Consider the following 14,390-nt stretch of genomic DNA (forward strand, 5'->3'; position numbering starts at 1 on the left):
ACCCCCAAGTTTTGCCCCTCGGCGCCCGCTTCCCAGGCCAACAACCGGCGCTCTACACTGTACCGGTACAGTTGCCGGGGGCATTTCCGGAGGGTATCGCAAAGATATCTGACCCGGTTCTGCTGCTACGGCGCCAGAACTCAAAAAAAATTACAACAGTAAGAGTGGAGCACTATGACTAAGGCTACTAAGCAGATTTCCAAACTGTTTGCCGCTATGGTTCTGGCCGGGGTTGCCAGCCATTCGTTCGCAGCTGACACCATCAAAATCGGTATCGCCGGCCCTAAGACCGGTCCAGTAGCCCAATACGGCGACATGCAGTTCAGTGGCGCGAAAATGGCCATCGAGCAAATCAACGCCAAGGGCGGCGTCGACGGCAAGAAACTCGAAGCCGTTGAATACGACGATGCCTGCGATCCGAAACAAGCAGTAGCGGTAGCGAACAAGGTCGTCAACGACGGCGTCAAGTTCGTCGTCGGTCACCTGTGCTCCAGCTCCACTCAACCGGCTTCGGACATCTACGAAGACGAAGGCGTGATCATGATCACCCCGGCCGCCACCAGCCCGGACATCACCGCCCGTGGTTACAAAATGGTCTTCCGTACCATCGGTCTGGACAGCGCCCAGGGCCCTGCCGCCGGTAACTACATTGCCGATCACGTCAAACCGAAAATCGTTGCTGTGCTGCACGACAAGCAACAATACGGTGAAGGCATCGCCACCGCCGTCAAATCTACCCTTGAGAAGAAAGGCGTGAAAGTTGCCGTGTTCGAAGGCGTCAACGCCGGCGACAAGGACTTCTCCTCGATCATCGCCAAACTCAAGCAAGCCAACGTCGACTTCGTTTACTACGGCGGCTACCACCCGGAGCTGGGTCTGATCCTGCGTCAATCGGCTGAAAAAGGCCTGAAAGCCAAGTTCATGGGTCCGGAAGGCGTGGGTAACGACTCGATTTCGCAGATCGCCAAAGACGCTTCCGAAGGTCTGCTGGTAACCCTGCCGAAATCCTTCGACCAGGATCCGGCCAACATTGCCCTGGCGGATGCCTTCAAGGCGAAGAAAGAAGATCCGAGCGGCCCGTTCGTGTTCCCTTCCTACTCGGCGGTTGAAGTGATTGCCGGCGGTATCACCGCGGCCAAATCCGAAGACCCGGCCAAAGTGGCCGAAGCCATTCACGCCGGCACCTTCAAGACCCCGACTGGCGACCTGAGCTTCGACGCCAAGGGCGACCTGAAGGACTTCAAATTTGTGGTTTACGAGTGGCACTTCGGCAAACCAAAAACTGAAGTGTCGCCTCAGTAAGGCGCGCCCTGACTGACTGCCAATAAAGCCCACGGCGTGCCGTGGGCTTTGTTTTACGAATGTATGGGCCGCGCTGGCGTGATCCGCCAGTCTCCCCACCTGAAAATCTCAAAACCGTCATCAGCGGTTCGCTGGCAAAACCCGGATTCGAAGTGGATATAGATCCACGGGGCCGGGCGGAAAAATGACTCCACCAGTGAAATGCGTATCAGGTTTTTAGGAGCGTTGTAATGCCTGACCTCTATCACTTCTTCCAGCAGCTGGTTAATGGCCTGACCATTGGCAGCACGTATGCCCTGATTGCCATCGGCTATACGATGGTTTACGGCATCATTGGAATGATCAACTTCGCCCACGGCGAGGTGTACATGATCGGTTCCTACGTGGCGTTCATCGCCATCGCCGGGCTGGCCATGATGGGAATCGACAACGTCCCGCTGTTGATGACCGCAGCCTTCATCGCGAGCATCGTTGTCACCAGTTCCTACGGTTACAGCATCGAACGGATCGCCTACCGACCCCTGCGCGGCAGCAACCGTCTGATCCCGCTGATCTCCGCCATCGGTATGTCGATCTTCCTGCAGAACACGGTTCTGCTGGCGCAAGACTCCAAGGACAAATCCATCCCCAACCTGATCCCCGGGAACATTTCCTTCGGGCCAGGTGGCGCACATGAAGTGCTGATTTCCTACATGCAAATCGTGGTGTTCGTGGTGACGCTGATCGCCATGCTCGGCCTGACGCTGTTCATCTCCCGTTCTCGCCTGGGTCGCGCCTGCCGCGCCTGCGCCGAAGACATCAAGATGGCCAACCTGCTCGGCATCAACACCAACAACATCATCGCCCTGACCTTCGTCATTGGTGCTGCGCTGGCGGCCATCGCGGCCGTGCTGCTGAGCATGCAATATGGCGTGATCAACCCGAACGCCGGTTTCCTCGTCGGCCTCAAAGCCTTCACCGCTGCGGTACTCGGCGGCATCGGCAGCATCCCCGGCGCCATGCTCGGCGGGTTGGTGCTTGGGGTGGCGGAAGCGTTTGGTGCCGATATCTTCGGTGACCAATACAAGGACGTCGTGGCTTTCGGCTTGTTGGTTCTGGTGCTGTTGTTCCGTCCGACCGGCATTCTGGGCCGTCCGGAGGTTGAGAAAGTATGACTAGGAATCTTAAACAGGCACTGTTCAGTGCCTTGCTGGTGTGGGCTGTGGCCTACCCGGTACTCGGACTGAAACTGACCATCGTCGGCATCAACCTCGAAGTGCACAACACCAGCCCGATGATTCTGGCGACCATCGCCATCTGTTCGGTGCTGATGTTCCTGCGGGTGCTGTTCAACCAGCAGATCAGCAAGGCATGGAAATCCTCGCCGGGTATGCCGCTGATCCCGGCCAAGGCCAGCAACTTCCTGACCCTGCCGACCACGCAACGCTACTTCATCATTGCGCTGATCATCGGTGCATTGGTGTGGCCGTTCTTCGGTTCGCGTGGCGCGGTGGACATCGCGACGCTGATCCTGATCTACGTGATGCTTGGCCTCGGCCTGAACATCGTCGTCGGTCTGGCCGGTCTGCTCGACCTCGGTTACGTCGGCTTCTACGCCGTCGGCGCCTACAGCTACGCGCTGCTGTCGCACTACTACGGCTTGAGCTTCTGGATCTGCCTGCCGATTGCCGGCCTGATGGCGGCGACGTTCGGCTTCCTGCTGGGCTTCCCGGTGCTGCGCCTGCGCGGTGACTATCTGGCGATCGTGACCCTCGGCTTCGGCGAGATCATCCGTCTGTTCCTGCGTAACCTGACCGACATCACTGGCGGCCCGAACGGCATCAGCAACATCGAGAAACCAACGTTCTTCGGTCTGACCTTTGAACGCAAGGCTGCGGAAGGCATGCAAACCTTCCACGAGTATTTCGGCCTGCAATACAACTCGATCAACAAGGTGATCTTCCTCTACCTGGTTGCCCTGGTACTGGCGCTGGCGGCGCTGTTCGTCATCAACCGTTTGCTGCGCATGCCGATCGGCCGTGCGTGGGAAGCGCTGCGTGAAGACGAGATCGCCTGCCGTGCTTTGGGTCTGAATCCGACAATCATCAAGCTGTCGGCCTTCACACTTGGCGCTGCGTTCGCCGGTTTCGCCGGTAGCTTCTTCGCCGCCCGTCAGGGTCTGGTAACCCCGGAATCGTTCACCTTCATCGAGTCGGCAATCATCCTCGCCATCGTGGTGTTGGGCGGTATGGGTTCACAGTTGGGTGTGATTCTGGCCGCCGTGGTAATGATCCTGTTACCGGAAATGATGCGTGAGTTCAGCGAGTACCGCATGTTGATGTTCGGTGCGCTGATGGTGTTGATGATGATCTGGCGTCCACAAGGTCTGCTGCCGATGCAACGCCCACACATGGAGTTGCGAAAATGAGCCGCGAGATCCTTAAAGTCGAAAACCTGAGCATGCGCTTCGGCGGCTTGCTGGCGGTCAACGGCGTGGCCCTGACCGTCAAAGAGAAACAAGTGGTTGCACTGATCGGGCCGAACGGCGCGGGCAAGACCACCGTGTTCAACTGCCTGACCGGTTTCTATCAGCCAACGGGCGGCAGCATCCTGCTCGACGGCGAGCCGATTCAAGGCCTGCCGGGCCACAAGATAGCCCTCAAAGGCGTGGTGCGCACCTTCCAGAACGTGCGCCTGTTCAAGGACATGACGGCGGTCGAGAACCTGCTGATCGCCCAGCACCGTCACCTGAACACGAACTTTCTGGCCGGCCTGTTCAAGACCCCGTCGTTCCGCAAAAGCGAGCGCGAGGCCATGGAGTTTGCCGAGTACTGGCTGGAAAAGGTCAACCTCAAGGAGTTCGCCAACCGTACCGCCGGCACCCTGGCCTACGGTCAGCAACGGCGTCTGGAAATCGCTCGCTGCATGATGACCCGTCCGCGGATCCTCATGCTCGACGAACCGGCCGCCGGCCTGAACCCGAAGGAAACCGAAGACCTCAAGGCGCTGATCGGCGTGCTGCGTGAAGAGCACAACGTCACCGTGCTGCTGATCGAACACGACATGAAACTGGTCATGAGCATTTCCGACCACATCGTCGTGATCAACCAGGGCACGCCTCTGGCTGACGGCACGCCGGAACAGATCCGCGACAATCCTGAAGTGATCAAAGCCTACCTGGGGGAAGCGTAAATGCTGCAGTTCGAAAACGTTTCCACCTTCTACGGCAAGATCCAGGCCCTGCACAGCGTCAACGTCGAAGTCCGTCAGGGCGAGATCGTGACCCTGATCGGCGCCAACGGTGCCGGCAAGTCGACGCTGCTGATGACGCTTTGCGGTTCACCGCAGGCGCACAGCGGCAGCATCCGTTACATGGGTGAGGAACTGGTCGGCCAGGACTCGTCGCAGATCATGCGCAAGAGCATCGCGGTGGTGCCGGAAGGTCGTCGGGTGTTTGCCCGTCTGACCGTTGAGGAAAACCTGTCCATGGGCGGTTTCTTCACCGACAAGGGCGACTATCAGGAACAGATGGACAAGGTTCTCGGCCTGTTCCCGCGCCTGAAAGAACGCTTCAACCAGCGCGGCGGCACCATGTCCGGCGGCGAACAGCAAATGCTCGCCATCGGCCGTGCGCTGATGAGCAAGCCGAAACTGCTGCTGCTCGACGAACCGTCGCTGGGCCTGGCACCGATCATCATCCAGCAGATTTTCGACATCATCGAAATGCTGCGCAAGGACGGTGTGACGGTGTTCCTGGTCGAGCAGAACGCCAACCAGGCGCTGAAAATCGCTGACCGGGCGTACGTTCTGGAGAACGGTCGTGTGGTCATGCAAGGCACTGGTGAAGCACTGCTGACCGACCCGAAAGTACGCGAGGCGTACCTCGGCGGTTGATGCGCACGCCCAACAAAAAAAAACGGCCTTCGGGCCGTTTTTTTTTACCCCACACATCCCCCCTGTAGGAGCTGCCGCAGGCTGCGATCTTTTGACGTTGGTTCTTAAAAACAAGATCAAAAGATCGTCCGATCGCGGCCCGAGCCTGCGGCAGCTCCTACAGAGCATTGGTGTTAGTACGGGTTGCAGTGTTGGGCTACAGCGGTGGCCTGATCGACATACGGACGCGCCGGTTCAAGGTTCCACTCAGGCTTGTTGCGCACTGGCTTGCCCTCGTACGTTGCCGCCAGATGGCAGACCATCTGCCGACGCAACGAGCCACCGTTGACGCTGTACTGGCGCCATTGCGAATCGTCTTTGTGCTTGTTGTAGAGCTCGGCAAACATCCGGTCAGTCTGGTCATCCTTGATCGCGCGGCCGCAGGCGGTTGGCACCACTGACAGCGACCAGGTGTTCGGCCCCAGTTTCGGATCGGGGCGTTGTACCCAAGTGCTCGATTCGATGTACTTCTCACAGAACTGTGGCGCCGCTGGCGTCGCAGTCTGGATGCATGAGAACGAAGCCTTGGCGACCGGGGTTTGCGGGAAATTGATCTTGATGATGTTGCGGTCCTTACCGGTCTTGGCCTTGTAGTCGCGCTGATTGGCCATGGCATCGTTCAAGCCGCGCTGATCGCTGTAGAAGAACGCCAGAATCGGCAGTTCATCGGTTTTCGGATTGCCCAGACGCAGCTCCGTCTGTGTTTGAAACTCACGGCTGTTGATGACTTTGCGCGCGCCCAGGAAGTTGCGGAACGCGTCGACCCGCTCCTTGTTGCTCATCGGATTGCGCATGTTGAAACCGCACTGCAACTGATCCTGCTGCCGATTATTGTTGTACTGGGTGAAGTGCGCGACCCAGGCATTCGGGCTGGTGATCGGTGGTTTCATCGCCTGGCAAACCGCTTCTGTCGGGGCGGTGTTTTTGTTGTCGCCACAGCCCCGGTCATTGCGAAAATCGGTCCAGGCATCGTTAGGAAACGCACAGTAGACATGCACCGGCGTCTCGGGGTCGCGCACCAGGCCTCTGGGCGTAATCAGGTAGCCGTTCTGCGTGCTCATGCCCGGGTCTTCATAGCTGATGCCATCGGCGCGCATATACGAGGCGGCAAACGTGCCGATTTCCACGGCTTTCGGACTGGGGTTCCACACGTCCCATTTCTGCCCCTTCGCCGGATCAGCGCGGTGGGTGCCGCGAACCAGTAGTCCGGAACAGTCCGACGCGGGGTCCTGCCCGCAACTGTCGACCGTTTTGTTGTACAAGGTTTCGACCTTTTTCAGTGTCTCGTCGCACGACTCGGCATGCGCCCACGTTGCCTGAATCAGCAGCGGGAACATAAGCAATGGAGCGATCCTGTTTAAACGTTTTTGCATGGCTTGCATCTCCTTGATTAGCCAACACACACCTTCAACGCGGCACCGGGTTGCAACCCGCCGCCCGGGTTTCGCTGTCCGATAACGCCGGCCGGAAAGGCTCGAGGTTCCACGGCGTCTTGTTGCGGTAATTGACCAGCACGCAGCTCAATTGCTGACGCATGCTGCCCACCGACTTTTCGTTGTCGCGCCAATTGCTGTCAGCGCCTTTGAGGGCAAACAGTTGCTGGTAGATCGCGTCAATCTGTTCTTTAGGCAAGGCCCGCCCCGCCGCCGTGGGCACGATGCTCAGGCTCCACTCATCCTTGCGGGTGCCGGGGTCATAACGTTTGATCCAGTCGGCCGAAGCAATGTACTGCGCTGCAAGCGGTGGCGGCTGGGTGTCGCTCGCCACGCCAGGATCGATCGCCTGATCGGCCGCAACGTAGCTGAAACGCTGTTCGGCAGGCTTGGTGAAATCCAGCCGCAGGATTGGCACGCTGTAGCCTCGCGCCTGAAGTTTTTTCTGGAAGTTGCGTGCGCTGTTCAGGCCGTTCTCGGGTTTCGGTGGCGCCTGATCACCGCGAGTGGCGAAGTTCTGCGTGCTGTTGACGTTGTAGATGAAGGCATCGATGTACTTCATGTTTTCGCTGCCATCGTTGGTCGCCGTGGCGTTTTTCAACATGAACTCGTTGACCTGGGCACTGAAGGCAAAAGGGTCCTTGTTGGTGGTGTTTGGCCGCGACTCGTGCACGCGGATCATCGCTTTCCAGTCGCTGGGTTTTTCCGCGTTCCACGAACATTGGCCGTATTGAATCGGCCCCTTCATCAACCCGGTGTATTTCTGCGTCCACTGCTCGGCGGTGCTGACCCCGGCTTCGGCACAAGTGCCATAGGCCAGCGCGGCATTGCGATTGTTCATCACCCCCTGCGCCGCGCGCGGCGGCTCGCGACTGTCGAAGAAACCGCAGCCATACCACTTGCGCTCCGGCCCCGTGCCGCCATCGAAAGCGTAAATACAGGTGAAGCCCTGCTCCTTGACCGGCAGGTTCAGCGTCGCCGCATCGGTGGGCGTGCGCAGAATGAACCCGGCCGGGTGGATGAGGATTCGCGTGCTCAGATCCTTGCGAATCCACGAGTAGGACGTCGCACCTATCTTGATCGCATAAGGGCTGTAATCCCACGGATTGAAAGGCCCGTCATTGACCATGCGCAGCGTCACGCCGCTGCAGTAATAGAGCCCCCGCGCGGCGCCGGTATCGGGTTCCTGGCAGGAATCCTTGAGGGTGTTGTAGTTGGAATTGATCCGTTTGAGTGTGTCCAGCGGATCAGGCTGGGCGATGGCCGTGTTCAGTAACAAGGGCAGCGTGAGGGCGAAGGCAAATGATGAAACTTTGCGCAATAGCACAGCTGCGTTCGAGCAATCCTTTGTCATGAGATACCGTCCTGGTAAATCGGCCCGATACGATGAGCCTTCGAAATGACTATAGAACACATCTGGAAACGCGATCCCCCTGTAGGAGCTGCCGCAGGCTGCGATCTTTTGATCTTGTTTTTTACAACCAACGTCAAAAGATCGTCCGATCGCGGCCCGAGCCTGCGGCAGCTCCTACAGGGGTAGTGAAAAAGATTTTGCGTAGGGTGTAACGCATCGTCATGAGCGTTCTCTAGAGGGGTAAGCAAGCGCAAAAGCGTTTGTAAAAACCCTGATCAAGACTGGAGAAACATCATGACTGCTACCACCCGCACCCTGTCCGCCACCGCCCTGGTTCTGGCCCTCGGTTCTGCCCTGAGCATGGCTGCCGTCTCCACCGCCCACGCCGCCGACGACATGGAAAAATGCTTCGGCGTCGCCATGAAAGGTCACAACGATTGCGCCGCCGGTGCAGGCACCACGTGTGCCGGCACGGCGAAAATGGACTACCAGGCCAACGCCTGGAAACTCGTCCCGAAAGGCACCTGCGCCACCACCGAAAGCAAGACCTCGCCGACCGGTTTCGGTCAGATGGAAGCCTTCAAAGCCAAGTCCTGATCCAAGGCCTGCCTGAGTGACGATCATGTTTACAACACAAGACACTCCCCTCCCCGGCACTCAGGCAGCCCTTGCCGAGCTCCCGCCCCGTGCCGGGCTGGGGCTCAAGACCGGGCACTTTCGTGAAGTGCTCGACACTCAACCGGACATCGGTTTCTTCGAAGTCCACGCCGAAAACTACATGGTGGCCGGCGGCCCGTTTCATCATTTTCTCGGTTTGATTCGCGAACAGTATCCGCTGTCACTGCATGGCGTCGGCCTGTCCATCGGCTGCGAAGGCCCGCTGGATACTCAGCACCTGCAACGCCTGGCCGAGCTGATTGAGCGCTATCAACCACACTCCTTTTCCGAACATCTGGCCTGGTCGAGCCACGGCCCGGTGTTCCTCAATGACCTGCTGCCCCTGGCCTACGACGAGCCGACGCTGAACCGCGTCTGCGCGCATATCGATCAGGTGCAGAACACCCTTAAACGACCGATGCTGCTGGAGAATCCGGCGACCTATCTGGCGTTTCAGCGTTCGACATACGACGAGCCCGACTTCATCCACGAAGTGATCCGTCGCAGCGGCTGTGGCCTGTTGCTCGACGTCAACAATGTCTATGTGTCGTGTGTGAACCATCACCGTGATCCGCTGGAGTATCTCGATGCGCTGCCGCTGAACACGGTTGGTGAGATTCATCTGGCCGGGTTTGCCGAAGATTCCGACAGCCTGGGTGACCGCTTGCTGATTGACGATCACGGCGCGCCGATTGATCAGGCCGTTTGGGCTTTGTACTGGCAGACGCTGGATCGTATCGGGCCGAAAGCAACCTTGATCGAACGCGACAATCAGGTGCCCGCGTTCAACACCTTGCTGGCCGAAGCGCATCAGGCAGACGAGATGCTGCTGTGCGCCGGGAGTCGGCCATGAGCACGCAAAGCGCATTCAGCGCCGCGCTGCTCGATGTGCGCCTGCCCTGCCCCGCTGGTTTGTGCAGCAGCAACGGCGCCGATCCCGCCAGCCGTTTTGCGGTGTATCGCAACAATGTGCAGAACTCGTTGATCAATGCACTAGCCGACAGTTATCCGGTGGTCGCGCAATTGGTTGGCGAAGAGTTTTTCCGCGCCATGGCGGCCATTTTCGTACAACAACAGCCGCCGCAGAGTCCGTTAATGAGTCGCTATGGCGAAGCGTTTGCGGACTTTATCGACGTCTTCGAACCGGCATCGAGCCTACCTTATCTGGCCGATGTCGCGCGCCTTGAGTATCTGCGCACGCAGGCCTATCACGCCGCCGACGCCGACCCCGTGCGGCCAGAACAAATCACCGCCGCGCTGGCCGCCCCACAGGCATTGAGCGAACTGTGCTTCACGCTTCATCCCTCCCTGCACCTGCTCGATTCGGCCTATGCCGTGGTTGCGATCTGGGCGGTGCATCAGCAAGACGCCACGCTGGGAGGCATCGAGACCGATCAGGGCCAGCACGCGCTGGTTTTGCGTAACGGGCTGGAGGTTGAGGTGTTTGCCCTTGATCACGGCGCCAGCGTGTTTATCCGCCAACTGAGCGATGGCCAGCCACTGCGGGCAGCCGCCGAAAACAGCCCCGAATTCGATCTCAGCCAGACCCTGGCCTTGCTGATCGCGCGCAACGTCATCACCCACTTGAACAATAAGGTAACGCCATGAACAACCTGATCACTCGCGCCATTTCGCTGCTCGAGAGAATCCCCCAGAGCCTGATCGCTTTTATTGCGCGCTTCGCGATTGCGGCGGTGTTCTGGAAGTCCGGGCAGACCAAGATCGAGGGGCTGGCGATCGACCTGGTCGACGGTACCTTCCAGCTCGGCTGGCCGCGCCTGGCCGATTCGACCATTCCGTTGTTCACCAGTGAATATCATGTGCCGCTGCTGTCACCGGAGATTGCCGCGCACATGGCGGCGTTTGCCGAGCACTTCTTTCCGATGTTGATCCTGATCGGCTTCGCCACAAGGTTTTCGGCGCTGGCATTGTTGGGCATGACCCTGACCATTCAGCTGTTTGTGTATCCCGATGCCTATCCGACTCATGGCACCTGGGCGGCAGTGTTGCTGTACCTGATGGCGACCGGGCCGGGAAAATTGTCGATCGATCACCTGATCGCCCGACACTACAACCACTGAGATTCATGTAGGAGCTGCCGAAGGTTGCGATCTTTTGATCTTGTCTTTTAAAAGCAAGATCAAAAGATCGCAGCCTTCGGCAGCTCCTACAGGGGGATGGGTCAGTGCTGGAGGCGATCCAGTGCCTCGCCGCTGCGCTTGAACCAGCCGATCAGATAGTCCGCCAATACCTGCGTGCGTTTCGGCAAACCGCCCTGATACGGATGCACCAGGTACATCGGCATCCGTCGGGTCTGATAGTCGCGCAGCAGCAGGCGCAATCGGCCGTCAGCCAATTCCGCCTGGAGCAAGTACGAAGGCAATCGGGCGATGCCCGCGCCAGTGAGCGCAGCTTTCTTCAGCAGGTTGTAGTGATTGCTGGCGAACGGCCCCGACACCCGTACTCGCAGCAATTCGTGCTGCTGGTGATACAGCCATTCCTCACGGCCGCTGTAGTGGCTGTTGAGCAAACAACGGTGCTCGGCCAGCGCTTGCGGGGTCGTCGGTTCGCCGAATCGCTGCAGATACGCCGGGCTGGCACAGGTCATTTCCTGCCAGGCCAGCAGCGGCTTGGCGACCAGTCTCTCGTCATTGGCCACCTCGCTGCGAATCGCCAGATCAAAACCGTCGCGGGACAAATCCCGATAGCTGTTGTTCAGCTCCAGTTCGATCTGCACCTCGGGATATTGCTGCGAGAACTCCAGCAGCAAGCCATCGAAAAAGGTTTCCCCCAGCGAAACCGGCACTGTCATTCGCACGGGACCGGCCATATCGTCTTTCAGCCGCGCCAACGCCTGACGCGCTTTTTCGACCTGCACGACCAGCGCCTGCGCTTGCGGCAGCAACGCCGCACCTGCCGCCGTCAGGCTCAAGCGACGTGTGGTGCGCTGCAGCAGCACCACAGCAAACCGCGCTTCAAGTTGGCTGATGCGTTTGGACAACTGCCCCTTGCTGCAGCCTAACTGCTGCGCCGCCAGGGTAAAACTGCCGGCCTCGATCAACACGGCAAACGCCGCCAGATCATCCATTTCGCTCATGGATTGTTTCCATTTGAAAACCAAAGGTTGCCTATTAGTGCGCTTATCCGCAGAAAAAACCACTCTAGACTGAGTCCTCGTTCAATCACTTGAGGTACAGCTCGATGAAAATTCTATTGATAGGCGCTGGCGGCACCATTGGTTCAGCCGTGGACAAAGAGCTCTCGCAACGTCACGAAATCATTCGCATCGGTCGCAACAGCGGTGACCTCAATGTCGATATCAGCGACAGCGCATCGATCCGCCAATTGTTCGAACAGACCGGAAAGTTCGACGCGCTGATCTGCGCTGCCGGTAACGTGACCTTCGCGCCGCTCGGCGAGATGACTGGAGACAGCTTCGCCCTCGGCCTCAAGGACAAGCTGATGGGCCAAGTCAACCTGCTGTTGATCGGCCGCGAATTCGCCAATGATGGCGCTTCGTTCACCTTCACCACGGGCGTGCTCAGTCATGATCCGATCCGCAGCGGTGCGTCGGCGGCGCTGGTCAACGGTGCGCTGGACAGTTTTGTGCGGGCGGCCGCCATTGAGTTACCGCGCGGCCTGCGGGTGAATTCGGTCAGTCCGACCGTGTTGCTGGAAGCGATGGGCAAATATGCGCCGTACTTCCGTGGCTATAAGCCAGTTGCTGCGGCAGATGTGGCGTTGGCCTACGCGAAAAGTGTCGAAGGCCTGCAAACCGGTCAGACGTTTCATGTGAACTGAGCCGTCTACTGCAACGAGGTGGGTCAGCGAGCGGGTTCAAGTTGCTTGGCGTACCCACCGGCGCGCTGTCGAAGCCAGCGCTGCAGCGGTCGTTCGAACAGACGATGGCAAAGCAGGCTGGCGCCGATCAACACCGTGAAAAACAGCAAAAAACTCCACGGTTGATAAAACACCTCGCGCCCATTGAAGAATTTGTCGGCCAGCAACGCCGCAGAAATTTGCAGCGGAAAATGTAGTAAATAGGTGGCGTAACTGATGTCGCCGAGCCAGGACAGACGCCTGGCCAACGGTTCCAGCCATGAGTGACAGGCCGCCACGCAGGCGACGGACAGCGGAAACAGTACGGCAAATTTGATCAGTGCCGATTGGGTTGTATCGTCGAACAGCCACCAGCCTGCCGCGCAGACGAGCGTCAGACTCACACCCACCCAGCGCTCGGCAAACCGCCGCAACAACGCGGCCACCCCGAAGTAGGCCAAGCCACCGCCGAAAAATCCGATCACACCCAGGGCGATTTTGTAGTGTGCGGGAAATATCCATGCGGCACTGACCACCAAACCGACGCTGATGACTAGCGGCTTAGGCGCATAACGCCACAACAGGAAAAATGCGCCGTACAACAGCACTTCCACCGAGACAGACCAGACCGGCCCATTGAACGACCAACCGTCCTCGAACCCCCACGCGGGCGCCAGAAGCACATTCAACAACGCGTGATACGCATCGTTGAAAGGATAAACAAATGCGTTACCGGTGTAGGCGCTGTAGATCTTTTGCAGCACCGCGACGACAACAAATGTCGCCAGATGCAATGGGTAAATCCGGCTGAACCGATCAATGAAAAACTGTTTCGCGGTCAGTTCGCGCTGCGCGAGGGCACGCGCAAACAACCAGAAAAACACAAACCCGGAAAGACTGAAAAACAGCGAAACGGCATCGCCGCCATGGCGGTAGAACAGCGAAAAAACACTGTAAAACGGTTGTTCCTCGCGCAGTAACGGACCGGGCACTGCGCCGAGGAAAAAGAAGTGTTGCCAGTGCCAGAACACCACGGCCAGCGCCGCGAGGCCGCGCAATGCGTCCAGCGCATGCAGTCGTTGAGGAAATACGGAAGAGTCTTGCTGCATGTCTGATGAGCCCGCTGCTGGACAGGTGCGCCACTATGCTGTGGCCCGGTGCTCAACTCAAGCGTAGGCAGGCATCGGCCACACAAGCCTTGTGATCACCGCCCACCCTCAGTAACGTGGCGGCACTTGTCTGGAGAGTCGAAGATGCGTGTTGCCCGTTCGTTAGTCCTTGTTGCCCTGCTGCCGTTGTTTGCCGCTTGCCAGTTGTTCGATGGCCAGCGTGAAAGTGCCTCGCACGTCGGGCAGACGCGGATGCAGGGGCAACTGACCGCCGCTGACGGCAAACTGGTGTTTCAGCCGTGTCAGGATCAGCGCCAACTGGTGGTCAATGACATCGGCGGCACCAGCGTCCTGCAAGAGGCGGCGACCCTCGCCGATGAGCAGGGCAAACTGTTTGCCGATGTTCGCGGCAAAGTCACCGGTGATCGCCTCGATCTGACGCAACTGTACCGCGTCGAGCGCTCCGGTACGGCCTGCGATGATCCGAATTTCAAACTGCTGATCCTGCGCGCGACCGGCCATGGCCCGGAGTGGAACGTCAAGGTCAGCGGCAAAGGCATGGTCATCGACCGCGACGGTCAGCCGCCGCTCGCCGTGCCTTATGTTGAAGAACAACTGGGCGACGGCCGCTTCAACCTCAGCAGTGAAGCCAACAACCAGCGCATCGAGTTGTGGGTCGCGCCGCAGCGCTGCGTCGACAGCAACACCGGCAGCGTGCAGCACATGAGCGCCGAGTTGCGCATCGACGGCCAGGTGCAGCGCGGTTGCGGGTATTTCGGCGGATCGCGCAACGACTGAGCGTTT

The 14,390-nt window shown here is 58.9% G+C and carries 15 protein-coding genes; 11 read left to right on the forward strand and 4 right to left on the reverse strand.

What is annotated here, in order from left to right; genetic code table 11:
- Positions 1 to 174: 174 nt before the first annotated feature.
- The 5 genes from EJA70_RS16290 (at position 175) to EJA70_RS16310 (ending at position 5,175) form a co-directional block, all read left to right on the forward strand.
- Entirely contained in the window at positions 175 to 1,302 is a 1,128-nt protein-coding gene (locus EJA70_RS16290) for a branched-chain amino acid ABC transporter substrate-binding protein (protein WP_053117839.1), read from the forward strand.
- Between the two features lie 230 nt (positions 1,303 to 1,532).
- A complete protein-coding gene (gene livH / locus EJA70_RS16295) occupies positions 1,533 to 2,456 on the forward strand; it encodes a high-affinity branched-chain amino acid ABC transporter permease LivH (protein WP_008082254.1) in 924 nt (307 codons plus the stop codon).
- Entirely contained in the window at positions 2,453 to 3,709 is a 1,257-nt protein-coding gene (locus EJA70_RS16300) for a high-affinity branched-chain amino acid ABC transporter permease LivM (RefSeq protein WP_008082257.1), read from the forward strand. The genes livH and EJA70_RS16300 overlap by 4 nt, the downstream gene beginning before the upstream one ends.
- Positions 3,706 to 4,473 carry a high-affinity branched-chain amino acid ABC transporter ATP-binding protein LivG gene (gene livG, locus EJA70_RS16305; protein WP_008082259.1) on the forward strand — a complete coding sequence of 256 codons (768 nt, stop codon included), beginning with the start codon at positions 3,706 to 3,708 and terminating at the stop codon, positions 4,471 to 4,473. Before EJA70_RS16300 ends, livG begins: the two co-directional genes overlap by 4 nt.
- Complete coding sequence (locus EJA70_RS16310; RefSeq protein WP_008082262.1) at positions 4,474 to 5,175, forward strand: ABC transporter ATP-binding protein; 702 nt, start codon at positions 4,474 to 4,476, stop codon at positions 5,173 to 5,175.
- A 173-nt stretch (positions 5,176 to 5,348) separates the two neighbouring features.
- Here EJA70_RS16310 and EJA70_RS16315 read toward each other — a convergent pair whose 3' ends face one another.
- The gene (locus EJA70_RS16315) at positions 5,349 to 6,587 is read right to left on the reverse strand and encodes a DUF2599 domain-containing protein (protein ID WP_158832008.1); all 1,239 of its coding nucleotides are present in this window, start codon (positions 6,585 to 6,587) and stop codon (positions 5,349 to 5,351) included.
- Between the two features lie 34 nt (positions 6,588 to 6,621).
- The gene (locus tag EJA70_RS16320) at positions 6,622 to 8,001 is read right to left on the reverse strand and encodes a DUF2599 domain-containing protein (RefSeq protein ID WP_158832010.1); all 1,380 of its coding nucleotides are present in this window, start codon (positions 7,999 to 8,001) and stop codon (positions 6,622 to 6,624) included.
- Positions 8,002 to 8,295: 294 nt separating this feature from the next.
- On the opposite strand from EJA70_RS16320, the gene EJA70_RS16325 reads away from it, so the two are divergent.
- From EJA70_RS16325 to EJA70_RS16340, 4 genes are read left to right on the forward strand one after another with little or no spacing between them, the layout of a single operon-like run.
- The gene (locus EJA70_RS16325; protein WP_008086321.1) at positions 8,296 to 8,598 is read left to right on the forward strand and encodes a DUF2282 domain-containing protein; all 303 of its coding nucleotides are present in this window, start codon (positions 8,296 to 8,298) and stop codon (positions 8,596 to 8,598) included.
- 25 nt (positions 8,599 to 8,623) lie between these two features.
- Entirely contained in the window at positions 8,624 to 9,511 is an 888-nt protein-coding gene (locus EJA70_RS16330) for a DUF692 domain-containing protein (RefSeq protein WP_158832012.1), read from the forward strand.
- Complete coding sequence (locus tag EJA70_RS16335) at positions 9,508 to 10,266, forward strand: DUF2063 domain-containing protein (RefSeq protein WP_158832014.1); 759 nt, start codon at positions 9,508 to 9,510, stop codon at positions 10,264 to 10,266. The genes EJA70_RS16330 and EJA70_RS16335 overlap by 4 nt, the downstream gene beginning before the upstream one ends.
- Entirely contained in the window at positions 10,263 to 10,739 is a 477-nt protein-coding gene (locus EJA70_RS16340) for a DoxX family protein (protein WP_158832016.1), read from the forward strand. Before EJA70_RS16335 ends, EJA70_RS16340 begins: the two co-directional genes overlap by 4 nt.
- Positions 10,740 to 10,840: 101 nt before the next feature.
- Here EJA70_RS16340 and EJA70_RS16345 read toward each other — a convergent pair whose 3' ends face one another.
- A complete protein-coding gene (locus EJA70_RS16345; RefSeq protein ID WP_158832018.1) occupies positions 10,841 to 11,755 on the reverse strand; it encodes a LysR family transcriptional regulator in 915 nt (304 codons plus the stop codon).
- A gap of 104 nt (positions 11,756 to 11,859) precedes the next feature.
- Between EJA70_RS16345 and EJA70_RS16350 the strand changes: the two genes are divergently transcribed.
- A complete protein-coding gene (locus tag EJA70_RS16350; protein ID WP_008086329.1) occupies positions 11,860 to 12,459 on the forward strand; it encodes a short chain dehydrogenase in 600 nt (199 codons plus the stop codon).
- 23 nt (positions 12,460 to 12,482) lie between these two features.
- On the opposite strand, the gene EJA70_RS16355 is transcribed toward EJA70_RS16350, so the two are convergent.
- Positions 12,483 to 13,586, reverse strand: a complete 1,104-nt coding sequence (locus tag EJA70_RS16355; protein ID WP_158832020.1) for an acyltransferase — start codon at positions 13,584 to 13,586, stop codon at positions 12,483 to 12,485.
- Positions 13,587 to 13,730: 144 nt separating this feature from the next.
- Here EJA70_RS16355 and EJA70_RS16360 point away from each other — a divergent pair, with 144 nt between their 5' ends.
- Positions 13,731 to 14,384, forward strand: a complete 654-nt coding sequence (locus tag EJA70_RS16360; protein ID WP_158832022.1) for a COG3650 family protein — start codon at positions 13,731 to 13,733, stop codon at positions 14,382 to 14,384.
- The last annotated feature ends 6 nt before the right edge of the window (positions 14,385 to 14,390 follow it).

Source organism: Pseudomonas sp. PB103 (assembly GCF_009764635.1).
Classification (GTDB): domain Bacteria; phylum Pseudomonadota; class Gammaproteobacteria; order Pseudomonadales; family Pseudomonadaceae; genus Aquipseudomonas.